At 35.2% G+C, this 23,584-nt stretch carries 20 protein-coding genes; 2 read left to right on the top strand and 18 right to left on the bottom strand.

Going from position 1 to position 23,584, the window contains the following annotated elements; genetic code table 11:
* Nucleotide 1: 1 nt before the first annotated feature.
* Nucleotides 2-1,357, bottom strand: coding sequence for a MocR-like pyridoxine biosynthesis transcription factor PdxR (pdxR, locus tag B8869_RS10245; RefSeq protein ID WP_084231522.1), 1,356 nt, complete (start codon nucleotides 1,355-1,357; stop codon nucleotides 2-4).
* 89 nt (nucleotides 1,358-1,446) lie between these two features.
* Here pdxR and pdxS point away from each other — a divergent pair, with 89 nt between their 5' ends.
* Nucleotides 1,447-2,307: a pyridoxal 5'-phosphate synthase lyase subunit PdxS gene (gene pdxS / locus B8869_RS10240; protein WP_084231521.1), complete on the top strand. Its 861-nt coding sequence runs from the start codon at nucleotides 1,447-1,449 to the stop codon at nucleotides 2,305-2,307.
* Between the two features lie 175 nt (nucleotides 2,308-2,482).
* Here pdxS and aroQ read toward each other — a convergent pair whose 3' ends face one another.
* From aroQ to B8869_RS10155, 17 genes are all read right to left on the bottom strand, one after another.
* Complete coding sequence (gene aroQ, locus B8869_RS10235; RefSeq protein ID WP_084231520.1) at nucleotides 2,483-2,914, bottom strand: type II 3-dehydroquinate dehydratase; 432 nt, start codon at nucleotides 2,912-2,914, stop codon at nucleotides 2,483-2,485.
* Nucleotides 2,895-4,109 carry a shikimate kinase gene (locus B8869_RS10230; RefSeq protein ID WP_084231519.1) on the bottom strand — a complete coding sequence of 405 codons (1,215 nt, stop codon included), beginning with the start codon at nucleotides 4,107-4,109 and terminating at the stop codon, nucleotides 2,895-2,897. The genes aroQ and B8869_RS10230 overlap by 20 nt, the downstream gene beginning before the upstream one ends.
* The gene (aroC, locus tag B8869_RS10225) at nucleotides 4,110-5,183 is read right to left on the bottom strand and encodes a chorismate synthase (RefSeq protein ID WP_084231518.1); all 1,074 of its coding nucleotides are present in this window, start codon (nucleotides 5,181-5,183) and stop codon (nucleotides 4,110-4,112) included.
* On the bottom strand, nucleotides 5,173-6,411 hold the full coding sequence (aroA, locus tag B8869_RS10220) for a 3-phosphoshikimate 1-carboxyvinyltransferase (RefSeq protein ID WP_084231517.1): 1,239 nt from the start codon (nucleotides 6,409-6,411) through the stop codon (nucleotides 5,173-5,175). The genes aroC and aroA overlap by 11 nt, the downstream gene beginning before the upstream one ends.
* Nucleotides 6,408-7,454, bottom strand: coding sequence for a 3-dehydroquinate synthase (gene aroB, locus B8869_RS10215; protein WP_159445262.1), 1,047 nt, complete (start codon nucleotides 7,452-7,454; stop codon nucleotides 6,408-6,410). Before aroB ends, aroA begins: the two co-directional genes overlap by 4 nt.
* 17 nt (nucleotides 7,455-7,471) lie before the next feature.
* Nucleotides 7,472-8,482: a 3-deoxy-7-phosphoheptulonate synthase gene (aroF, locus tag B8869_RS10210; protein ID WP_084231515.1), complete on the bottom strand. Its 1,011-nt coding sequence runs from the start codon at nucleotides 8,480-8,482 to the stop codon at nucleotides 7,472-7,474.
* 243 nt (nucleotides 8,483-8,725) lie between these two features.
* Nucleotides 8,726-9,421: a hydroxyacylglutathione hydrolase gene (gene gloB / locus B8869_RS10205; RefSeq protein ID WP_084231514.1), complete on the bottom strand. Its 696-nt coding sequence runs from the start codon at nucleotides 9,419-9,421 to the stop codon at nucleotides 8,726-8,728.
* A gap of 112 nt (nucleotides 9,422-9,533) precedes the next feature.
* Entirely contained in the window at nucleotides 9,534-10,100 is a 567-nt protein-coding gene (locus B8869_RS10200; RefSeq protein WP_200806005.1) for a nitroreductase family protein, read from the bottom strand.
* A gap of 2 nt (nucleotides 10,101-10,102) precedes the next feature.
* Nucleotides 10,103-10,297 (bottom strand): pirin-like C-terminal cupin domain-containing protein, encoded by a 195-nt coding sequence (locus tag B8869_RS10195; RefSeq protein ID WP_084231512.1) that lies wholly within the window; start codon nucleotides 10,295-10,297, stop codon nucleotides 10,103-10,105.
* A gap of 42 nt (nucleotides 10,298-10,339) precedes the next feature.
* Entirely contained in the window at nucleotides 10,340-10,759 is a 420-nt protein-coding gene (locus B8869_RS10190) for a MarR family winged helix-turn-helix transcriptional regulator (RefSeq protein ID WP_084231511.1), read from the bottom strand.
* Between the two features lie 372 nt (nucleotides 10,760-11,131).
* A complete protein-coding gene (locus tag B8869_RS10185; RefSeq protein ID WP_084231510.1) occupies nucleotides 11,132-11,770 on the bottom strand; it encodes a class C sortase in 639 nt (212 codons plus the stop codon).
* A gap of 90 nt (nucleotides 11,771-11,860) precedes the next feature.
* Nucleotides 11,861-16,252 carry a SpaA isopeptide-forming pilin-related protein gene (locus tag B8869_RS10180; RefSeq protein ID WP_084231509.1) on the bottom strand — a complete coding sequence of 1,464 codons (4,392 nt, stop codon included), beginning with the start codon at nucleotides 16,250-16,252 and terminating at the stop codon, nucleotides 11,861-11,863.
* 625 nt (nucleotides 16,253-16,877) lie between these two features.
* On the bottom strand, nucleotides 16,878-18,497 hold the full coding sequence (gene groL, locus B8869_RS10175) for a chaperonin GroEL (RefSeq protein ID WP_084231508.1): 1,620 nt from the start codon (nucleotides 18,495-18,497) through the stop codon (nucleotides 16,878-16,880).
* 19 nt (nucleotides 18,498-18,516) lie between these two features.
* The gene (locus B8869_RS10170) at nucleotides 18,517-18,798 is read right to left on the bottom strand and encodes a co-chaperone GroES (RefSeq protein ID WP_084231507.1); all 282 of its coding nucleotides are present in this window, start codon (nucleotides 18,796-18,798) and stop codon (nucleotides 18,517-18,519) included.
* A gap of 107 nt (nucleotides 18,799-18,905) precedes the next feature.
* On the bottom strand, nucleotides 18,906-19,595 hold the full coding sequence (locus tag B8869_RS10165; RefSeq protein ID WP_084231506.1) for a DUF554 domain-containing protein: 690 nt from the start codon (nucleotides 19,593-19,595) through the stop codon (nucleotides 18,906-18,908).
* Complete coding sequence (locus B8869_RS10160; protein WP_084231505.1) at nucleotides 19,592-20,455, bottom strand: DNA-3-methyladenine glycosylase family protein; 864 nt, start codon at nucleotides 20,453-20,455, stop codon at nucleotides 19,592-19,594. Before B8869_RS10160 ends, B8869_RS10165 begins: the two co-directional genes overlap by 4 nt.
* Nucleotides 20,456-20,502: 47 nt before the next feature.
* Nucleotides 20,503-21,132 (bottom strand): redox-sensing transcriptional repressor Rex, encoded by a 630-nt coding sequence (locus B8869_RS10155; RefSeq protein WP_084231504.1) that lies wholly within the window; start codon nucleotides 21,130-21,132, stop codon nucleotides 20,503-20,505.
* 87 nt (nucleotides 21,133-21,219) lie between these two features.
* Between B8869_RS10155 and B8869_RS10150 the strand changes: the two genes are divergently transcribed.
* Nucleotides 21,220-23,109, top strand: a complete 1,890-nt coding sequence (locus tag B8869_RS10150; protein WP_084231503.1) for an ABC-F family ATP-binding cassette domain-containing protein — start codon at nucleotides 21,220-21,222, stop codon at nucleotides 23,107-23,109.
* The last annotated feature ends 475 nt before the right edge of the window (nucleotides 23,110-23,584 follow it).

Here is a 23,584-nt window from a genome sequence, read left to right as displayed (position 1 = left end):
TTTAATATTTAAGAACTTCTAATAATTTATATGCTGTTTTTTCTAATTCGCCCTCTTCAATTCCACCAAATCCTATTATCAAATCTTTTTTATACGATTCATTTAAACTGTAATCAGAAACTGTATTCAATCTTATCGAATTTTCTTCCAATCTCTCTGCTAAATTATTTAGATTCCAAAGTTTTGTATCAACTCTCAAAATAAAATGCATCCCGGCATCCGCACCCAAGATTTCTAATCCATCTTTTTTAAATGCCTTTATCAAAACACTTCTCTTCTTTCGATAGTGTGCATTCATTCTGTTTAAATGCTTTTCAAATCCACCTGTCGACATAAATCTTTCGAGTATATTTTGTTGAATAATAGATGCTCCTGAAGTTGGTATATAAGTTTTTTTATATTTCTCTTTTAATTTGTCCGGCAGTACAAGATACGACACCCCTAAAAATTGTCCAACTGATTTTGAAAACGAACCTGACAAAATCACTTTGTCATTCTTATCCAAACTCTTCAAAGCCGGTATAGGGCTTCCAACGTATTTAAAGTCACTGTCATAATCATCCTCAACTATATACCTCTCTCCCTTTTCCGCCCACTCTAAAAGCCTCTGACGGCGTCTAAGCACCATAATAGTGCCCGTAGGAAATTGGTGATTTGGTGTGACAATAGCTATATTTGCATTTGTATTTTCAAGATTTGCAACTGAAAAACCATATTTATCCAATGGAATTCTATATACTTTTGCAGTTATCTCATTTATCGTGTCTAAAGTCTTTTTATAACCCGGATCTTCCATTGCAAAAACAGGACTATCTATAATTGCCATAAGTATAAATATGTGCTCCCCATATCCTCCTGTGACAATTATATTTTCAGGAGACGTGATTACCCCTCTTCGCTCTCTTAAATATTTAGCAATCTCAATTCTCAAAGACCACAATCCACCCTTTTGCCTCTCAGTGTTAGTCAGTGCCTGCATTGCATCATTGGCACACCTTTTTAACACCGACACAGGTAGCTTGTTCATATCTATTGAGTTATGAGAAAAATTGTATTTGTATTCTTTAACCTTCGGCTTTTCAAAATCTATATTTTCATGCGAAATATTAAATCCCTCTGTGTGTAACTTGTCTACAAAAAAACCTCTCCTCTCATCAGAAACTATATATCCTTCCTCAGCGAGTTGTTCATAGGCCATTTTTACCGTATTTAAACTAACTCCTAAGTGCTGCGACAGAGACCTTCTCGACGGTAGTTTATCTTTCCATTTTAAATTGCCTAACTTTATCTGTTCACTAAAGTAAGTGTATATCTGTTCGTAAAGTTTTGTCTTATCTTCAAAGTGTAGTGTAATCATATCTGGACCCTTTTATTTTATTTATTTTGAACCTTTTTATGGTTCCATTTTACCACTATAATTGATTTATATAAACACGGAGGTATAAAATGACTAAATATTCTAGAGAAGACATACATAAACAATTAGCTGGCGGAGTTATCATGGATGTAACTAATCCTGAACAAGCAAAAATAGCTGAAGCAGCCGGAGCTGTTGCAGTAATGGCTCTTGAAAGAGTTCCTGCTGACATCAGAGCTGCCGGTGGAGTAAGCCGTATGAGCGACCCACAAATTATTTTAGATATAATGAACGCAGTTTCAATTCCAGTTATGGCTAAGGCAAGAATCGGACATTTTGTTGAGGCACAAATTCTTGAATCTTTGGGAATTGACTATATAGACGAATCTGAAGTTCTCTCTCCTGCAGATCATGAACACCACATAAATAAAAGAGCTTTTAATACACCTTTCGTTTGCGGTTGCAGAAACTTAGGCGAAGCTCTTAGAAGAATTTCAGAAGGTGCTGCTATGATCCGTACAAAAGGTGAAGCTGGTACTGGAGACGTAGTTCAAGCTGTAACTCACATGAGAACTATCCAAAGAGAAATGGCTGAAGTAGCCGCTCTTCGTCCTGACGAATTATTCCACAGAGCTAAATTGTTACAAGTGCCTGTAGACTTACTTGAATATGTTCATGCTAATAGAAAATTGCCAGTATTGAATTTCTCTGCTGGTGGAGTTGCCACTCCTGCAGATGCTGCTCTTATGAGACAACTTGGAGCTGAAGGTGTATTCGTTGGAAGCGGAATCTTCAAGAGCGGAAATCCTGAAAAACGTGCACAAGCTATCGTTAAAGCTGTTGCTAATTTCGACAACCCTGCTGTTATCGCTGAAGTTTCTAAAAATCTTGGTGAAGCTATGGTTGGTATAAACGAAGATGAAATCGAAATTTTAATGGCTGAAAGATAAATTTTCCTAACTATACTCTAACTAAAAAAGGTCGGTTTAACCGGCCTTTTTGCTTTTATATTTGATTTTTATTTTAAACCTAAACTCCTGCAATTCAACATATAAATAAACGCCGCTAAAAAAATTAAAAATATAACTTGTACTTTATTCAGTACTTCCCCATTCCTTATATCTATTATCCATAGTTTTCTATCAAGTAATCTATCGCCTCTAAATATCCATCAAATCCATGCCCTTGAATTGTGTGTTCGGCAAATAGTCTGACGTATGATACTTTTCTAAAGTCTTCTCGTTTAGAAGTGTCTGTTATGTGTACTTCAACAGTTGGAATGTTTACAGCCTTTAGCGCATCTAAAATTGCAACTGATGTGTGAGTGTATGCGGCAGGATTAATTACTATCCCTTGGTACTTTCCATAGGCACTTTGAATTTCATCTACTATTGCACCTTCGTGATTAGATTGAAAAAAAGAAACTTTCACATCTTTCTCTGCACAAAACTCACGTATCAAGCCCAACAAACTCTCATAAGTTTGCGCTCCGTAGAGTTCTTTTTCTCTAATTCCCAGCATATTTATATTCGGGCCGTTAATTACCAATATTTCCATAAAAATCCCCTACTATTTCTTCTACAGACTTTTCAATATCTGTGTTCACCACTATTTTGTCTGCAAATTCTAAATATTGTTCTCGTCTTTTATTCCATAATTCTTCCGCTGTGCCATATTCTTTAGATAGCGGTCTATTGGACAAATTTAAATCTTTTAGTTCTCTTTTCAAAAGATATATCTTTCCATTTTGCTTAAGAGGTCTGTAATTTTCTCTCTTGGTTACAACTCCTCCGCCGGTTGAAATAACAAGTCCATTTAATTTCCCAAACTTCTTACAAATTTTGGTCTCTATACTTCTAAAGACATCTTCCCCGTCTTCGCTAAAAATCTCAGGTATGCTCTTCTGTGCAAATTCTTCAATTTCAGAATCTAAATCTACAAACTCTCTTCCTAGCCTTTCAGCTATCTTTGGCCCCACACTGCTCTTTCCAGAATCAGGCATTCCAATTAGAATTAAATTTCTGTTCTTCATTATTTCAGTTCTAATGCTATCAATCTTCTCGACTTCACTCATTCCAGTAAATATCTCAGCGGCTTTTACAGCCTGGGCCACCAACATCAATAGACCATTTGAGTTTGGAATATTTAGCTCTCTGGCTTCAAATAAAATCGGTGTAATTATGGGATTGTAGACTACATCCACAACAGCTTTTAGGTTTTTAAACTTCTTTAGAGAAATTAAACTCTCTCCATTGTTCGGGTACATTCCAACAGGAGTTGTATTCACCACCAAATCCACATCTAAAAACTCATCTATTTGCAAATAATAAGGATGTGTTTTTCTGGATAATTTATGAAATTTAATTTGTTTGTCACTCAATACAGTTGCAACTGTCTTAGAAGTTGCCCCATCTCCAAGTATGATTGCAGAAGAAATATCTTCTCCGAGACTTTCCAAAGTGTACTCAAACCCAAAATAATCTGTGTTTTCACCTATCCACTTTCCATTCCTATTTACAACTGTGTTTACACATCCGATTTTTTTGGCATTATCTCCAACTTCGTCCAAGTATTTCATGATTTCTATCTTATACGGAATAGTCACATTAAATCCATCTATTCCACTCTCTAAAAAACTTGGGATTTCTTCTATATTTTTCTCATAGAGTTCATATTCATATCCGCCTATTAACTTGTGTATGTCTTTAGAAAAACTATGCCCTAATTTTTCTCCAAGTAAGCCGTATCCCATTTAATACTCCATAAAATCTAAGATTGCCAGTGCGCACATAGACTCAATAACAGGCAGTATTCTAATGCCTATGCATGGATCGTGTCGCCCCTTTATCTCTAAATCTTTCTCAACACTCTCTGAAATAGAGAATGAACGTTGACTAAGCCCTATTGATGCTGTTGGTTTAATTGCAGTTCTAAAAACTATTGGCATACCATTGGTTATACCGCCGACTACACCACCTGCATTGTTGGTATTGGTCTTAACTCCGCCGTCTAAAACATATTCATCATTGTGTTCTTTACCGGTCATTGATACAGCATCAAATCCCGATCCAAAAGAAAATCCTCTCACTGCCGGTATTGAAAATATAAGCTTTGCAAGCACTGCATCAAAACTGTCGTAGTTAGGCTCTCCAAGTCCAACAGGCAGTCCCGTAGCAAAACACTCTATTTCTGCCCCAACTGAATTTTCTTCATCTCTCATTCTATTTATAAGATTTTTGATTTCTTCTTCTGCACTCTCTGATACCACAGGTATTTCTTTTTTTACACATTCTTTAAGAGATTCCATATCAGGATTTGCATAGTCTAGGGATATATCACTTATCCCTCCAACCCTATTTATGTGAGATTGAACCTCTATGCCCTTCTTTTCTAAAATCTGCTTAGCAATCCCACCGGCTATGCAAAGCGGTGCAGTAAGTCTGCCTGAGAACGATCCGGAACCTCTCATGTCAAAGTCTTTCCCGTACTTCATATATGCCACATAGTCTGCATGTGATGGCCTTGGTGTGTCCTTAAACTGCTCATAGTCCGAAGAACGTTGATCGCTATTTTCTATAACTGCACAAATTGTATTTGCAACTATCTTGCCATCTTGAACTCCAGCTATAAACTTAGGCAAATCTCTCTCTTTGCGCTTTGTACCATATTTATTTTTCCCAGGAGCACGTCTTGACATAAACTCATTTAATTTTTCTAAATCTATTTTTTCCCCTATAGGCAATCCGTCTATAACTACTCCTATTGAATTGCCGTGAGACTCTCCAAATATTGTAACGACGATATTTTTTCCAAAACTAGAGCTCATATTTCCCTCCTAACTTCTTAAAATCTTCAAAGAATTTTGGGTATGACTTGTTCACAGCCTCAGCACCATTTAAAAATATATCTCCTTCGCTTATCAGAGATGCTATTGCACTAGCCATTGCTATTCTGTGGTCATTGTGTGAATTTACAACTCCACCCCTAAGTCCATTTGTGCCATACACCCACAATTCCGTTTCTTTTTCTTCAACTCTTCCACCCAAGTTAGTTATCAGCTCCGCAGTTGTACTAAGCCTGTCGCTCTCTTTAAATCTAAGTCTCTCTCCATTATAAAACTTAGATACACCGTCATTCACAGAAGCTGCCAACACAGAGAGTATAGGAAGTAAATCAGGCACATCTCTTAAATCAACATCTATATTTCTCATATCCCTTTTAGCCACAGTTATAGTATCTCCAAACTCAACTTCAGCACCAAAATCTTTTAAAATTTCTAATACTTTTCTGTCACCTTGTAAACTATCACTATTTAGATTATTCATTTCTATCTTATCAGATATCGCTCCAGCCACTAAAAAGAATGCAGCATTAGACCAATCTCCCTCTACAACATAGTCTCTATTTTTATACCCTATTGGCTCAACACTATAAATTCCATCTCTAAAATCTACATTCGCTCCAAACTCACGCATAACCTGAACTGTCATATCGACATATCCCTTAGACTCTAGCTCTGTAGTAAGTGCTATCTCAACAGCTTTATCCATAATTGGAGCAGCCATTAATAGCCCGGATATATATTGCGAACTGACATTTCCCGCAAGTTTATAGTGTCCCGCTTTTAAATTTCCAAATGTTTTAAAAGGTAGTTTCTCTCTATCGAACTCAACCCCGTTTAACTTCATAACTTCCATCAAATCAGAGATTGGCCTTTCAGGAAGTCTACCCTCTCCCATAAAGCTACACTCCTCATATAGAGTTGCACTCACAGGAAGCAGAAATCTAAATGTCGAGCCACTTTCCCGCATATTAAGATGGGGGAATTCCCCTTTGGATATTCCCCTAACTTCTACGCCATATATTCTTTTGTTAATTTTCGCACCAAGTTCTATTAGCGCACCAATGGTCGCATCTATATCATCTGATGTCTTGTCAAAATATATATTAGATATTCCATCTGCAAGCGCCGCACATATAAGCGCCCTATGTGCATACGACTTAGATGGAATAGCATCTATCTTTCCGGTCAATCTCGAAGATATTATTTTCATTTTATTCCCTTTTCTATCAACTGTCTCAGCCCTGTGAAATCAAATTTCTGTAATCTACACTTTCCAATTTCTTCTATTAAAATTTCATTTATATAAGAGCCTCTTCGTTTTTTGTCTCTCTCTATCAACTCAAACAATTCTTCGACAGAAAATTCAGTGCTTGTAGGCAAATTATTTCTCTGCATACAGTTTTCTACTTGTTGAACCTCTCCGATAAATATTCCCTCTTCTTTGCAAGCTCTCACCATAACCATAGTCCCTATGGCAACTGCTCTTCCATGAGTTATACCATATTCAGCTTTTATCTCTATCGCATGAGCAAGTGTGTGTCCTAAATTTAAAAGTTGTCTCTTTCCATTGTCATACTCGTCTGCTTCAACAATGTCTCTCTTCAACTCCACACATTTTTTTACAATTTGAGATAGATCTTGATTTTTATCTATTCCATGGCTCAAAACTTCAAAAAGTTCTCTGTCAAAGAGCACTCCATACTTTATAACCTCTCCAACTCCGGAACTGAAGTCTTGGTCTTCTAAAGTCTTAAAAAAGTCCGGGTCACAATACACAGCCAAAGGTTGCTTAAATAAGCCGACCATATTCTTGCCTTCGCTTAAATTGACAGCCGTCTTTCCTCCAACCGAAGAATCAACTTGAGAAAGTAGAGTTGTTGGAAGTTGAATGTACTCAATGCCCCTTCTGTAAATTCCAGCTGCAAAGCCACCGAAATCACCCACAACTCCGCCACCAAAGGCTATTAATATGTCACTTGCATTGACGTCCTCTCTTGCCATAAACTCAAGAAATTTTTGAAGTTCTTCAAAAGACTTTGAATTCTCACCAGGTTTTAAAACATATTTTATAACCTTGTATTCAGATAATTCAGCTGACATTTCAGCACCATATAGCCTATCGACATTCTCATCAGTCAATAAAATATATTTACAATCATCTTTCTTAGGCAATAGGTCTTTTACTTTTTTGCGAAGTCCCTTTTCTATTAAAATTTCATATTTACTTGAAGTAGATACCGTAACTTTCTCCAAAATTATCCTTCTTTCAGTTAAAACTCACTTAAAGTCTTTCTAAGCTTAAATACATCTCTCGCAGTTCTCTCAAACTCTTCCGGTCTTAGAGATTGAGCACCATCACAAAGAGCATTTTCTGGATCATTATGCACTTCGATTATAAGTCCGTCCGCTCCCGCTCCAACAGCGCCAAGAGAAAGAGGTCTTACCATTCTAGCCATTCCCGCCGCATGAGACGGATCTATTATAACTGGAAGATGTGTCTTTTCGTGAAGCACAGGCACAGATGAGATATCCAATGTGTTTCTTGTGAATGTCTCAAAAGTTCTTATACCTCTTTCGCATAGAATTACATTTGGATTTCCGGCATTTAATATATATTCAGCTGATGATAAGAGCTCATTATAAGTTGCTGAAAGTCCTCTCTTTAAAAGTATTGGCTTATTCACTCTTCCAAGTTCCTTTAAAAGTTCAAAATTTTGCATATTTCTAGCCCCAACTTGGAGAATATCTACATCATCATATTGGTCCAAAAGATTTATATTCATTATCTCCGAAACTATAGGAAGTCCTGTTTCCGCCTTAGCTTTTGATAAAATCTTCAGACCATCCATGCCAATTCCTTGAAAGTCGTAAGGTGACGTACGAGGTTTGAATGCCCCACCTCTAAGTACATTTGCTCCAGACTTCTTTACACTCTTAGCAATCTCTATCACTTGTTCTTCCGATTCAACAGAACAAGGACCTGCTATTAGTAAAAAGTTTCCTCCACCTATTTTTGTACCATTTTCTAAAGTTATGATAGTGTCTTGTGGTTTGTATTGTCTGCTAAATTTCTTAGCATTGTCTTGCTTTCTAAAGACTTCATCTACACAATCCATCTTTAGTATTTCACTCAAATCAACTTTTTCAGTGTTTCCAATTACTTCAATTAATTGTATTTCATTTCCTTTAGAACACTCTACAGTTAACCCACGCTTTTCTATTCGAGCTATCAACTCTTTTAATTGGGCCTCCTGTACATTGCTTCTCAATTTTATTATCATATATTTCCCCCAAACCAAAACTGAAAACTCAATCTTGGTTGCACTTCTTACATTAAAAATTATTACTCTTTTAATTTTAACCATCGTCGACTTTAAATAGTCTAAATTTCAAATTATTTTGCATAGCTATTATAATGCAATTCAAACAAATATTCCATTTCTAAAACAAAAAATATGAATTTGATATAATTTAACTTATATTATAAGAATCTAACCTTAATTTATTGTTAATTATTGTATAAATCAAAAATTATCTCGTATATCTCTAAACCCTTTAAACTCTACAATATCCTTAGCCTTAAAAAATGGATTTATTTTTCTCTCACATCCTATATTAGATGGCAACGAAGGTAAATCTTTAGAAATTAATTTACTAACCTTATTCATAACCAACTCCACATCTTCACAAGGCTTAACCTCTCTTGCAAAATTCAAATTGGTAACTGAATACTCATGCGCTGCATAGACTTTAACCCCATCATCCAAAGACTTAAATTTTTGAATAGTCCTGTACTGCTCTTCATAATCTCCTGTAAACACTCTACCGCACCCAGCCAAGAAAAGTGAATCTCCACAAAATAAATTGTCTTCAACCAAGTATGAAATGTGCTCTTCAGTATGTCCCGCAGTCTTTATAACTCTAAACCCTCTATTTAATACCTCTATCTCATCTCCATCAGACAAACTATTGCTATTTAAGTTTTTCGTTTCACTCGGCCCGTATACAGTAGGTTTATATCTCTCCACAAGCTCTTCCACTCCACCTGTGTGATCAGAATGTTTATGAGTAAGTAGAATTGCTTTTAAACTTAAAATTTGTTCTTCAATAAAATCTATAACCGGCTTTGACTCACCAGGATCTACCACCACCAAATCCCGTTCGTCCACTATCGCCCATATATAATTATCTTTAAATGCTCTAATTGGTACTATCTTCATAACTCACCTCGTTTTTTATTTTACCCTTATTGTTTCTTTAAATTTCAACATAAAGTATTTCTAAACATTAAAACATAAATAAAGCAGTGCTACAAATAACACTGCCTAAAATTTATTTAAATACTCTAACTCTCTCGTCAATTACCAACTTTTCTTTTGCTTCCGGCTCTTCCAAAATTTCACCAAAAGGCATTTGAGCAATCAACTCCCACTTCTCAGGAATATCAAAAAGCTCTCTCACAGCCTCGTCTATAACCGGATTGTAATGTTGTAGAGAAGCACCTATTTCTTTGTCCCTAAGCTCTGTCCAAATTGCAAGTTGAAGCATTCCCATAGAATGTTTACTCCAAATTTCAAAACCCTCTGCATAATCTGGGATTTGAGCTTGCACGTCGCTAACAGTTTTTCTATCAGTGAAATATAAAATTGTTCCGTGACCTGCTTTAAAAGAATCTATCTTCTCTCTTGGAACCTTTCCTTCAAATACATCATAAATCTTGTCCCACAATTGCTCCTGTTTTGCTCCAAGCGCAACCACAACTCTCTGACTTTGCATATTAAAAGCATCCGGCACCACCAATGTCACATCTTGCACCAACTTGATAAGTTCTTCATCACTAATTGGTATATTCTTTCCTATGTTGTAATATGATCTTCTCTTTTCTAAACCTTTAAACATCTTCATTCTCCTTTATCAAAAACTAAATTATCTCTTATAAATCTTCCTGTTTGTAAATCTGCAAAAGCCTGTTCCAATTCACTCCTCGTGTTCATAACTATTGGCCCACCCCAAGCTATTGGCTCGTCCAGCTTTTCAGACGATATGAACAATCCCAAAATTTCATCTTCATTTCCAAGAGAGTCTTTATGCACCATCTTGCGTTCTAAATCCAGTCACCTTTTTTGCTACTTTTCTATTCATAATTCCTCCCTGAATAACTTCAAAATCCCCAGCAATTCATCTTTCTTTTCAGTTGATAAATGACCAAACATCTCTACAATCTTATCTTCCACCACAGGAAAAACTTTCTGCATAAGACACATACCATCTTCGGTTATGTGCAAGATACATCTTCTCCCATCGTTAGGGTCTGAAAACTTTTCTAATAACTTTCTCCCCTCTAAATTTTTAACTATCAGAGGCATTGTCCCACTTGTCGAAAGGATCTTTTCTTGCACCTGCCCTATTGTCAAATCTCCCTTGTGATAAAGAGCTTCTAATACTGCAAACTGCCCTGTAGTCAAACCATAAGAATCAAAAATCCTAGAAAGAATCCTATCCATTTTTATAACAGTTCTATGCAATGCAATAAAATTTTTTAATTCTAAATTACTCATCTGTATCACCCAAATTGTCTCTACTTAGAGATAATTATACCCAAGGTTATATTTATAAAACATTTATTCTTGGGTCAATAATTCGTAGGGTACGCACGAACAGCGTGAGGCCGTACCGTCGTAGGGGCGGCGAAGCCCGCCCGTTACAGTTTGTGTATGATGAAATTCACGATTTACAAATGATTTTTTTGGTATTAATTCCAACATCAATATTACAACAACATCTTTGGCTATCGTTCGGCTATGGATACAACGGGACGACCTCATTATCATTCGTGCGTCCCCTACAATAATCCCCAAACAAATTTCTCACAACAAAAAATCCGACTCTTTCGAATCGGATTCTTACATATTCAAAATCTAACCTCTAAATTAATTTACCTCAACCAATTCAGAATACACCAACAATCTCTTGTTGTTCACCGGATAAGGATGACATGTCATCAAAATAAGCTTTGACTTGTCTTCCTCTCTACCAAACTTACTCCAATCAGTCGGCTCAATCACTTCAGACCCAGTCACAGCATATACCAACTCTCCATCAGCGGTGATTACCTTAATCAAATCACCACTCTTCAAAGTATCAATCTTAAAAAAAGTTTGCTTGGCATTATATCCGCCCCTGTGTCCAGCAATGGCCGACGTAGTATTCATCTCGCTAGATGGTGCATCTGTGGTTTCTATAACACCAACACCATCCCTCAAGGACTTTCGAGTTGCATCCGGAAATATAGGAAGAGTAACTTCCAATTTTTCAATTTCTAAAAAACCTAAAGTGTTTGGTAAAAATGACCTTTCCTCTTTAGGTTCAGGTTGCTCCACAACATCTTCACTGTGAGTTTCCAACTCCTGAACTAATATTTCCTTTTCTCTCTCTATCTGAAGCCTTCTCTCCTCAATCCTTGCCATAGTGCCAGTGTAATAATAAACTGCTACCATCACCAACACTACTCCAGTAATTATCATTAAATAGGCACTCAATCTACCATTATTTATTTTTTCTCTTTTCATTTTAGTCTCCTGTGTTTTAAAACATTATAAAACAAAACAGACAGAATAAAAAGTTTCTGCCTGTTTTTTATAAGTTTTAATTTAGAGATATTACTTTCTTGAAATTCTCAATTTTCTAAAACCTAAAATTCCTAAAGCTGCCCCCGCTAATACCATAGCTCCAGCATAAACTATAGGATTTACTCCATCCCCTGTCTTTGGAAGATGTTTAGCATTATTATAGTTGTCATCAAAACCATTGTCATTGTTGTCTGCTACAACTCCATTGTCATCTGAGTTGTCGCCATCTTTTTCCTGTTTAGCATCTTCTATAATTGGCTTATCTTCTTTTTTAGGATCTTCTGTATTTGGCTTAGTTGGTTCAGTTGGTTTTGTAGGATCCTCTGTGTTTGGCTTAGTTGGTTCAGTTGGTATTTCTGAATCCTTATAATCATCAACCATCACCACAAGACTTCCAGCAACATAATTTTTACCTGTTGCCCCAACATTTATAATTTCACCATTTCTTGTAACTGTGAAAGTTATATCAGTAGATATCTTGTATCCTTCCGGTGCAATAGTCTCTCTAAAGACATAAGTTCCTTCACTAAGGTTAAATGTTCTATCCACACCTGTAGTCTTCCAAGAATCTATAACTCTACCGTCTCTTATAAGCTCTATTTGTGCTCCAGCAAGTTCTTTTCCAGCAAGATTTTGTTTTGAGAATCTTACTTCTGCATCTCTGTTCGGTTCAGATGGTCTTGGATAAACAGGTACATATGGATTATCATTTCTCTTATAATCATCAACCATTACTAAGGTTCCATCTGCTAATTCTCTATTTCCAGTACCAACTATTACGTTTTGAATCTTTAATTTTCCGTTATCTTTAACTACTTCAAACGTAATTTCTGTAGCAAACTCATATTTACTGTTATCAGGTGTTGAAATTTCTCTAAAAGTATATCTTCCTTCTTTTAGTGTGAATTCTTCTGTGCTTCCATTAGAAGTCCATTCATTTCTATAACCATTATCTCCAGCTAAAACAATCCTTGCTCCAGCAAGTTCTCTGCCTTCTATATCTTGTTTTGAGAATTTTACTGTTGCTGTTTCTTCTTTTGGACCCGGTCCTGGTACTACTGGATTATCCTCTTCTTTTGCCTTATCTTCTACAGTTAGCTTGTTTCCATTGACTTGTACTGTCGCTTCTGTTTTGTCTTCGTTCGTTCCTTTTGATAGAACTTCAACTTTTCCATCTGCTTTTACTTCAAATTTTAGTTCTGTTATTTTTTGTAGTCCTTCTGGTGCTGCTACTTCTTTGAAGATATATTCTCCTACTTCTAGTTTTAGGTGTTTTTCTGCTTTTTCTGATTTCCACTTAGCAGCTTGTCCTGTTATTTTATCTGTTGCTATTGTTTGTCCATCTGCCTTGTAGATTTCGATTTCTGCTCCTTCTACTTCTTCTCCACCTAATTTTGTCTTTGATATGATTATTTCTTTTACTTCTGGCTTAACTTCTTTTGCCTTATCTTCTACAGTTAGCTTGTTTCCATTGACTTGTACTGTCGCTTCTGTTTTGTCTTCGTTCGTTCCTTTTGATAGAACTTCAACTTTTCCATCTGCTTTTACTTTGAATTTTAGTTCTGTTATTTTTTGTAGTCCTTCTGGTGCTGCTACTTCTTTGAAGATATATTCTCCTACTTCTAGTTTTAGGTGTTTTTCTGCTTTTTCTGATTTCCACTTAGCAGCTTGTCCTGTTATTTTATCTGTTGCTATTGTTTGTCCATCTGCCTTGTAGATTTCGATTTCTGCTCCTTCTACTTCTTCTCCACCTAATTTTGTCTTTGATATGATTATTTCTTTTACTTCTGGCTTAACTTCTTTTGCCTTATCTTCTACAGTTAGCTTGTTTCCATTGACTTGTACTGTCGCTTCTGTTTTGTCTTCGTTCGTTCCTTTTGATAGAACTTCAACTTTTCCATCTGCTTTTACTTTGAATTTTAGTTCTGTTATTTTTTGTAGTCCTTCTGGTGCTGCTACTTCTTTGAAGATATATTCTCCTACTTCTAGTTTTAGGTGTTTTTCTGCTTTTTCTGATGTCCACTTAGCATCTTTTCCTGTTATTTTATCTGTTGCTATTGTTTGTCCATCTGCCTTGTAGATTTCGATTTCTGCTCCTTCTACTTCTTCTCCACCTAATTTTGTCTTTGATATGATTATTTCTTTTACTTCTGGCTTAACTTCTTTTGCCTTATCTTCTACAGTTAGCTTGTTTCCATTGACTTGTACTGTCGCTTCTGTTTTGTCTTCGTTCGTTCCTTTTGATAGAACTTCAACTTTTCCATCTGCTTTTACTTTGAATTTTAGTTCTGTTATTTTTTGTAGTCCTTCTGGTGCTGCTACTTCTTTGAAGATATATTCTCCTACTTCTAGTTTTAGGTGTTTTTCTGCTTTTTCTGATGTCCACTTAGCAGCTTGTCCTGTTATTTTATCTGTTGCTATTGTTTGTCCATCTGCCTTGTAGATTTCGATTTCTGCTCCTTCTACTTCTACTCCACCTAATTTTGTCTTTGATATGATTATTTCTTTTGCTTCTGGTTTAGGTGTTGGTTCTTTATAGGTATTAGTAACTTCAAATAGCTTTGCCATACCATTAGGTTGTACTGCTCCATCATAGACAGTGTCATTAGCTGGATAGCCATTTTCTTCATCTTCCCATGCGTTACCTTTTGAATCAACTTCTTTAACTAAGAATTTAAAATTCTTGTTTTGGAATTCTTCTTTAACAAATAAATTTCGCCAAGTAACACTTTGACCATTTCCTAATTTTTGTGGATTGTCTATATTACCCATGCCTTCAGGGAAGTCATCTTTTGTAACTTTTGATTGCTTACCTTCTACTTCTTTCCAAAGTTCAAAGTATACCTCTTTATTTGATTTTTTATCTTGTGATGACCATTTTTTATTAACTTGTATTCTGTTAACTCTAGCTTCACTTTTAACTTCCGGTTTGTCTGGTGTCTTTGTTTTCTTATTTACCAAAGCAATTGACTTTGTATCACCATTATTATCACCAGTAACCGTATCATTCTGTCCAGCTACTCTCTTAAATTCAGCTGGAATGTCTAACTCTTCAACTGTATAGTTTATCTTTTCGTTAGGTTGATTTTCTTTTCCAGGATGGTATATTGGAAGGTTTTTAAATTCACCATTCCAAGCACCTTTTTTCAAAAGTATTGGAGTAACTTCATTGCCAGATGCATCCTTAGCATCTTGCCCATCAGCTTTTAATTTAACTTTTACTGTTAAAAATTCCTTATCATTTTCGCTTATCGGACCGTCGTTCTCATCATTCCATGTTTTTGATACGTCTACAGACATTACAGGAATTTTTGTATTTGTCATCACAATTTCTGTTTTACCATTTACTTTACCTTGGCCATCAACAGTAAATGTAATCGGATCTGCCTTTTTGTATCCTTCTGGAGCAGCTATTTCAGATAATTCATACTTACCTGCTTGAAGGTGGAATTTTCTTGGATTACTGAATTGATTATTATCCTCTGTATCAGTCTTCCATTTATAAATTATATTATCCTCTGATTTTAATTGTAAAGTTGCACCTGCAAGTTTACTTTTTCCGTCTTCATCAACTTTTTTCACAGTAATATCATGTTTTTTTACAGTAGTCTCATTTTTATCTACAATTTCTGTTCCTAGCAGATTTTGATATGCCAATCCGGTATCCTTTGGTCCTCTATCTGGCATGTATAAATCTAAAGTTTTACCACCTGTATAATCTTTTAAATCTAAACCCAATCCATGATCGTCTTTTCCAATTAAAAACCTATACACTCTTAAAACTTTTGTTGTAATTTGCTTTCCTATACGCTTATCACCTAATTCAAATTCCTTTACGCTGTCAGTATAATACCAAATGGCTTTTTGAGTCGCAGCATATACTTCTGCATCTGAAATGTCTTCATTATATTTTTTCTTATATGCATTTTTTATTTCCTCAACTCTATTGCCATCATTTTCTCTATAACCATTATAGATAACCTTTAACACCGCTTTAGTCAATTCATTATTATCTTGTATTCTTTCGGCAGCAGCTAAATCAACGAATGTAGTACCAACACTACCGTTTATCTTAGTATAAGTTGGCATTGGATCAGTAAGATTAGAAAAATCTGGTACATCATCCAGTTTTCCATATACATCAACCATTGACAAAGATGCGTTGAAACAATAGGCTGGCATACCTTTAGTCGAACGATCATTATCATTATTTTTCTTGATATAGATTACTTCATTAGCTGCCCCGTCTGTATCTCCAGGATTTTCATAAAGCTTCTCATTATAGGAATATGCTTTATAGGCACCTACAACACCATAATCATTTTCCCCTGTCGCGTTTACCTTTATCAAATTACTTGGCAATATGCCCAGCATCATGATAATTGCCAGCATAAAAGATAATAATCTTTTACCTTTTTCCATTATGTTTTCCTCCTTTTGTCTTTTGTAATTTTGTAAAATAAAACTTACTTACTTACTTACTTACTTACTTACTTACTTACTTACTTATAGTTATTCTATCACTTTGATGATTGTTTTTGTACTAAATTTAAGTTTATTTTTCATATATTTTTATAATTTAATTTTTTATTTAAATATTTTTTGGTATTTTGTTGGAGCATTTGTCCGTGTTGTCGTGTGTGGCGGAATTTTTTATAAATATTTAGGCAACGATTTTGTTTGTGGTGGGATTGGGGTCATGTTTTTAATGGTTAAGTAATGATTTTTGTGGATATTTTAAATAATCATGAAGTATCATTTTCAAATAGTTTGTGCGCTTTAATTACGTTAGGATGCACACAGACGTAGGGGCGGCATGAGCGTAGCGAAGCCCGCCCGTTACAGTTTGAGGATAATGCAGTTCACAATTCACAAATGATTTTTTGGTTATTAATTCCAACACCAATATTCCAACGCCTTTGGCTGTCGTTCGGTTTGGGATGCACGGGACGGCTTCGCTTCGCTCTTGCGTCCCCTACAATAATCCCCAAACAAATTTCTCACAACAAAAAATCCGACTCTTTCGAATCGGATTCTTCATATATTGTTACATCATGCCCATTCCTGGGTTCATAGGCATTTGTGGTTCATCTTTTGGTATTGAAGCAACTGCTGCTTCTGTTGTAAGAATCATGGATGCAACTGATGCTGCGTTTTGTAATGCTGATCTTGTTACCTTTGTTGGGTCAACTATTCCACCAGCTACCATGTCCATATATTCTCCTGTGTAGGCATTGTATCCTATACCTGGTTTTTCTGCTTTTACTTTGTCTGCAATTACTGAACCTTCAAGTCCTGCATTTTCAGCTATTTGTCTAACTGGTGCTTCTAATGCTTTTAAGATTATTCCAACACCTGTTTTTTCATCACCTTCTGTTTCTTCGTAAAGTTTTTCAACCACTCCGATACAGTCTACAAGCACTGTTCCACCACCTGCAACAATACCTTCTTCTACTGCTGCTCTTGTTGCTGAAAGTGCATCTTCTATTCTAAGTTTTCTCTCTTTAAGTTCAACTTCTGTTGCCGCTCCAACTTGAACTACTGCAACTCCGCCAGAAAGTTTTGCAAGTCTTTCTTGAAGTTTTTCTTTGTCGAATTCTGAAGTTGTCTCTTCTGCTTGAGCTTTGATTTGTTGTACTCTTGCAGCAAGGTCTTCTTTGTTTCCAGCTCCATCTACTATAACTGTAAGGTCTTTTTCAACTCTTACTTTTTGAGCTTGTCCCAAAACTTCAATTGTAGCGTCTTTTAATTCTTCTCCAAGGTCTGAAGAAACTACTTTACCACCTGTTAAGATAGCAATATCTTGTAGCATTTCTTTTCTTCTGTCGCCATATCCAGGAGCTTTAACTCCAACTATGTTAAGAGTTCCTCTTAATTTATTTAATACTAATGTAGCAAGTGCTTCGCCTTCAATGTCTTCTGCAATTACAAGAAGTGGTTTTGATTGTTGAAGAACTTGTTCAAGAAGTGGAAGTAAATCTTGGATATTAGTAATCTTTCTGTCTGTGATTAAGATGTATGGGCTTTCCATTTCAGCAACCATTTTTTCATTGTCAGTTACCATATATGGAGATACGTATCCTCTGTCAAATTGCATACCTTCTACAACTTCAAGGCTTGTTCCCATTGACTTAGATTCTTCAATAGTGATTACTCCATCTTTTCCAACTTTTTCCATAGCTTCTGCAATAAGTTTACCAACTTCTTCGTCTGCTGATGAATTAGCTGCTACTTGTGCTATAGCTTCTTTTGTCTCTACTGATCTTGAGAATTTTTTGATTTCTTCAACTGTTGCATCTACTGCTTTTTTAATTCCCTTTTGTAATACCATAGGATTTGCGCCAGCTGCTAAGTTTCTCATTCCTTCGATTGTGATAGCTTGAGCCAAAAGTGTAGCTGTTGTTGTACCGTCTCCGGCAACGTCATTTGTCTTAGTTGCAACTTCTTTTAAAAGTTGTGCACCCATATTTTCAAATTTATCTTCAAATTCTATTTCTCTTGCGATTGTAACACCGTCATTTGTGATAAGTGGTGCTCCGTATTCTTTATCAAGGATTACATTTCTTCCCTTTGGTCCAAGTGTAACCTTTACTGTGTTTGCAAGTTTATTGATTCCGTCAATAAGTCCTTTTCTAGCGTCTTCTGAAAATTTAATTTCCTTAGCCATATTTCCTCCCGTTTAACTCTTATTCAATTACAGCTAAAATATCTGTATATTTTAGAATTGTGTATTTTACTTTTTCAAGTTCAACTTCTGTACCTGCGTACTTAGAGAAGATAACTTGGTCTCCAACTTTTAATTCGTCTTTTGTTTCTTCATCAGTTGTTATTTTCTTTCCGATAGCCACTACTTCAGCTAAATTTGATTCTTCTTTTGCTGAGTTTGGTAGCACAATTCCTGATGCTGTTGTTTCTTCTTTCTCTACTTTTTTTATTACTATTTTGTCATCTAATGGTTTTAAAATCATAATTCCCTCCTCGAGATTAGCACTCTTACAGGTCGAGTGCTTATATTCTTATAATAATACAATGAATTTTGTTTTTCAAGTATAATTTTACCTTTTTTTACCTTTGTCTAAAATGCGTTTGTAAGCAGTTCGTAGCCTATTGGGATAACTAAAGCCGGTATCATATTTGCATTTTTTAACTTCTTAATTTCCATAATATTAAGCCCTATGGCTATTATCAAAACTCCTCCTACTCCAGTGATGCTGGTAATCATGGAGGCTGTGAAGACATCTTTGAACACTGATGCCAAAAGAACGAACATCCCTTGATATAGAAATATTATAACTCCGGAGAATGCCACTCCTATTCCAAGTGTAGAGGCAAGAGCTATTGATATTACAGAGTCAAGTATCGCCTTTGTAAAGAGCATTGAGTTATCTCCCATTAAGCCTGCATTTATCGAGCCAACTATCCCCATAGATCCTATACAGAAAATAAGAGTTGAAGTTACAAATCCTTCTATAAAGGTGGATTCAGTTCCCTCTCTTGAAAACATACTATTTACTTTTCTTCCAAGTGCATTTAATTTGCCGTCTATATCCAACAGATAGCCTATTATTACTCCTATTGCACACGAACAGACTGTAAGCAAAATATTTTCTCCCTTTAAAGAAGATGAAACCCCTATCACTACAACGCATATTCCAAGTAAATTAAGTATTTGTTCTTGTAAATCTTTGCTAAATCTCATTCCGATTTTAGTTCCAAGAACCGAGCAGATTATTACTCCTATTGCATTTACTAATACTCCTATCATTCTTTGCCCACCTTATTTTCTCTTCCATAATAGAAGAGATATTGTTGAGCAAAGCCTGCATTTTGACCGAATATTCTTCTTCCTTCGTCTGCTATTTTTCCCTTTGGAGTTACTTTTCCAAGGTATAATTCTTCCATTACTCGCTTTATCCACACATCAACCGGGAAAGATTCGCTTCTCTTAAAAGCAAAAAGCAATATGCAGTCGCAAACCTTAGGGCCTACTCCCGGCAATTTCATAAGTTCTTTTCTTGCGGTTTCTATGTCAGCTTTTCTTAAAACTTCCATATCCAAAAGCCCATCTCTTATCATCTTAGAAGATTCTACAATGTATCTATCTCTATAACCAACTCTCGCCTTTTCTCTCAAATCCTCAACTTTTGCCATTGCAAGCTCACTTGGAGTTGGAAATCTTGAATGCTCTTCGTCTATTTTTTCTCCGTATTCATTAGCTATAAAATTAACTGCATTCTTTATACGAGTTATATTTGAATTTTGAGAAATTATAAATGTAATTATCGTTTCAAATGGGTCTTGATTTAGAATCCTTATTCCACTTCCGTATTCCATTGCATCTTTTAAAGTTTCTTCAAAAGATAGCTCTTCTCTCATAGCCACATAGTCTCTATCCAAGTCGAAATAATCTCTCCAAATTTTTTCAAATTCCTCTATTGTGGTATCTAATTCGACCAATCCATCTTTGATTTTAACGTTTAGCACTTTTCCAAATGCAACTGTGGTATATGAGCCGTCCTCTTTTACTTCCCATCTAAACGCTTGGCCACATTCAAAAATTTGTTTGGGTACAAAGTTTGTTGCGCCTCTTAATATTACTTTTCCATCCAAGCTCTCTATCTTCATCGTTTCTCCTCAATATAATATATATTAAAAAAACCGGTTCACCCGGTTTAATCATTGTTCTTTAAATAGTAGGATAGTTTGAATAGTGAATCATTTATCCTTATATTTTCTATAACTGGCCCTTCAACTGATACGTCAACTGGGGCAAAATTCCAAATTCCCTTTATGCCAAATGATGCTAATTTATAAATTACATCAACTGCTACACTTTTAGGGACTGTTATAACTGCAACATCAACCTTATTTGACTTCACAAAATTTTCTAATTCTTGGATGTCTAAGATTGAAATTCCACTTACATCTTTACCCACTTTATTCTTATCATTATCAAATAGAGCAAGGATTTTAAAACCGCTATTTTTTATACCTTCATAGTCAGCAATTGCCGTTCCAAGTCTACCTGCTCCTATAACTACAGTTCTATATTCATGATTCATGCCCAGAATTTCTGAAACTTCTTGTTTAAGAGCTTCTGTATTGTATCCGTATCCCTGTTGTCCGAACCCACCAAAATTGTTTAAGTCCTGTCTTATTTGGCTTGCCGTAAATCCTGTTAGTTTACTAAGTTCTTGAGATGAAATTCGCTCTATTCCCTTTGAAACCACTTCTGAAATTATCCTGTGATATATCGGCAATCTTCTGATGACAGTTTCTGATACCTTGTTCTTAGCTGCCACGTCTAACCCTCCCTATGTATATTCTAATTATATCAATCTTTAAATTAAAAGTAAAATTTGATAGAATGAAAAAATGAGGTAAAATAAATGATTTTAAACATACAAAATTTATCCAAGTCATATATAGTTGATCCTATTTTAGAATCTGTGAATATGATTGTAGAAGATAGAGATAAAATCGGACTAATTGGAAACAACGGTAGCGGAAAGACCACTCTGCTAAAGATTATCTCCGGAGAAATCTCAAAGGACGAGGGCGACATAATAATCCCAAAAGATATTAAAATCGGCTATTTAAGACAAGAGCACGATTTCGAAGAAGGCCTTACTATATATGGAGCTTGTGAAAAAGAATTTAACAACTTAATAAAGATGGACTCGGAGCTTAAAAATTTAGAACACAGACTCTCTGATCCAGACAACTCAAATTTAGAAAGTGACATAGAACGCTATGGACACCTACAAGAAAAATTTATGGAACTTGGAGGTTTTTCATATCCTTCAATGATTAGAGGAACACTTATTGGTCTTGGCTTTTCAGAAGAAGATTTTGAAAGATATGTCAATACTCTCTCCGGAGGTCAAAAATCTAGAGTTGGACTTGCAAAGCTATTACTTTCTAAACCTGATTTAATGCTTCTTGACGAGCCGACAAACCATTTGGATGTGGACGCAATATCATGGCTTGAAAAATATTTAAAAGACTATCTCGGAGCTTGTATAATCATCTCCCACGATAGATACTTCTTAAATAATGTAGTCAATAAAATTGTACTACTTGAAAACCATAGCCTAACCACTTTCGTTGGAAACTATGACGTCTATGTAAAAGAACGTAAAAAACAAATTGAGCAACTCACTAAGCAATATGAAAATCAACAAAAAGAAATAAAAAGACAAGAGCAAATTATAGAACGTTATATGGGACTTGGTCGAGATAGATTTATTCGCCAAGGTAAATCTCGTCAAAAACTCTTGGATAAGATGAAGAGAGTAACTCCACCAAACGAAACTAAAAAGACTAAGTTAACTTTCACCCCGCTTTATGAATCAGGAAAAGATGTCCTGCAAGTTAGAGACCTTGCAAAATCATTTCCAAATAAAAAAATATTTGAAAATATTACATTTAACATCTATAAAAATGAGAAATGCGGAATCATAGGCGACAATGGCGTTGGAAAATCTACTCTATTCAAAATTCTCACAGAAGAATTGGAAAAGACTTCCGGTGTAATTCAATACGGATCAAAGCTTAAAATAGCTTACTTCGATCAAGAGATGGAGCATCTAAATCCAGATAATACTGTTATCGATGAGATATGGGACGAATATCCTAAGCTAAACCACTACGAAATACGTTCATACCTTGCAAAATTTTTATTCATTGGTGATGATGTATTCAAAATTATAGGAGATTTATCAGGTGGCGAAAAAGGTCGTGTATCTATTTTAAAGCTTATGCTAAAGGGCGCTAACACTCTTTTCTTAGATGAGCCTACAAACCACTTGGACATAGACTCAAAAGAAGTTTTCGAAGAGGCCATTCGCTCTTTTGAAGGCACAGTAATTTCCATTTCCCACGATAGATACTTCTTAAATTCAACTTGTGATAAGATATTGAAGATGAATCCAGATGGAATGGATGAGTTCTTAGGCAACTATGACTATTATCTCCAAAAAACTAAGGGCGATGATGACGACGACGAAGTGGTTGTTTCTAAAACACAACTTCAAAACCAAAAGAAGCAGGTAAAACAACAACGTGATGAGCAAAAAAAATTAAGAATTCAAAAAGAAAAACTGGAAAAAGAAATTGAATCATTTGAATCACAAATCAACGAAATAGATACTGAACTTTCCAACCCAGAAATATATTCAGATATTGAAAAAGTTCAAGAACTTAGTAACAAAAGACAAGAACTTTCCGACTCTTTATCCACTATTTATGATGAGTGGATTGAACTTGAAGATATGTAATGTGAATAACTTCTGTGAAAGTAATACTTATCCACATAAATATACGGCTAAATTTAGAGATTATCATTTAGTACTTTTGAAAAGTGCTTATACTTCTCTATTTTTAGCCATTTTATTTTGCACAGCTATATTCACAATCAAAAACTGCTCTATTCCCCTTTATTTACATAATCCACAAAACTATCCACATTATCCACACATTGTTACACAGATGTTCGTTAATTTTCTGTTGATTATTATCCACAATCTGTGGATTTATTGTGTAAAACTACACCAATCAAAAGCATTTTATTTAGATAACTAACTAATTATATAAACTATAAGTCTTTAAATAATATTACTTTCATCTAATATTTAACTTCTCTGTTTAGTTGTTTATTAAACTTTTAGTTTATAATTAAGTAATTGAGTTATTTCCCAATAAACGATATACTATTAATAGATTTTAGCGTTTTGCGGTGGTTACCGTTTTGGT

The sequence above is a fragment of the Peptoniphilus asaccharolyticus DSM 20463 genome (assembly GCF_900176115.1).
In the GTDB taxonomy this organism is placed as follows: domain Bacteria; phylum Bacillota; class Clostridia; order Tissierellales; family Peptoniphilaceae; genus Peptoniphilus; species Peptoniphilus asaccharolyticus.
Note: the sequence above shows the minus strand (reverse complement) of the source record. Positions and strands in the feature narration are given on the sequence as shown.

Coding starts and splice junctions, on each gene's coding strand:
- aroQ (WP_084231520.1), bottom strand. CDS start 2,914: ATGGAAATATTGGTAATTAACGGCCCGAATATAAATATGCTGGGAATT.
- B8869_RS10230 (WP_084231519.1), bottom strand. CDS start 4,109: ATGGGATACGGCTTACTTGGAGAAAAATTAGGGCATAGTTTTTCTAAA.
- B8869_RS10170 (WP_084231507.1), bottom strand. CDS start 18,798: ATGATTTTAAAACCATTAGATGACAAAATAGTAATAAAAAAAGTAGAG.
- aroA (WP_084231517.1), bottom strand. CDS start 6,411: ATGAAAATAATATCTTCGAGATTGACCGGAAAGATAGATGCTATTCCA.
- B8869_RS10150 (WP_084231503.1), top strand. CDS start 21,220: ATGATTTTAAACATACAAAATTTATCCAAGTCATATATAGTTGATCCT.
- B8869_RS10180 (WP_084231509.1), bottom strand. CDS start 16,252: ATGGAAAAAGGTAAAAGATTATTATCTTTTATGCTGGCAATTATCATG.
- gloB (WP_084231514.1), bottom strand. CDS start 9,421: ATGAAGATAGTACCAATTAGAGCATTTAAAGATAATTATATATGGGCG.
- B8869_RS10200 (WP_200806005.1), bottom strand. CDS start 10,100: ATGTTTAAAGGTTTAGAAAAGAGAAGATCATATTACAACATAGGAAAG.
- groL (WP_084231508.1), bottom strand. CDS start 18,497: ATGGCTAAGGAAATTAAATTTTCAGAAGACGCTAGAAAAGGACTTATT.
- B8869_RS10185 (WP_084231510.1), bottom strand. CDS start 11,770: ATGAAAAGAGAAAAAATAAATAATGGTAGATTGAGTGCCTATTTAATG.
- pdxS (WP_084231521.1), top strand. CDS start 1,447: ATGACTAAATATTCTAGAGAAGACATACATAAACAATTAGCTGGCGGA.
- B8869_RS10190 (WP_084231511.1), bottom strand. CDS start 10,759: ATGAGTAATTTAGAATTAAAAAATTTTATTGCATTGCATAGAACTGTT.
- B8869_RS10160 (WP_084231505.1), bottom strand. CDS start 20,455: ATGAAGATAGAGAGCTTGGATGGAAAAGTAATATTAAGAGGCGCAACA.
- pdxR (WP_084231522.1), bottom strand. CDS start 1,357: ATGATTACACTACACTTTGAAGATAAGACAAAACTTTACGAACAGATA.
- aroF (WP_084231515.1), bottom strand. CDS start 8,482: ATGATAATAAAATTGAGAAGCAATGTACAGGAGGCCCAATTAAAAGAG.
- aroC (WP_084231518.1), bottom strand. CDS start 5,183: ATGAGCTCTAGTTTTGGAAAAAATATCGTCGTTACAATATTTGGAGAG.
- B8869_RS10165 (WP_084231506.1), bottom strand. CDS start 19,595: ATGATAGGAGTATTAGTAAATGCAATAGGAGTAATAATCTGCTCGGTT.
- B8869_RS10195 (WP_084231512.1), bottom strand. CDS start 10,297: ATGGTGCATAAAGACTCTCTTGGAAATGAAGATGAAATTTTGGGATTG.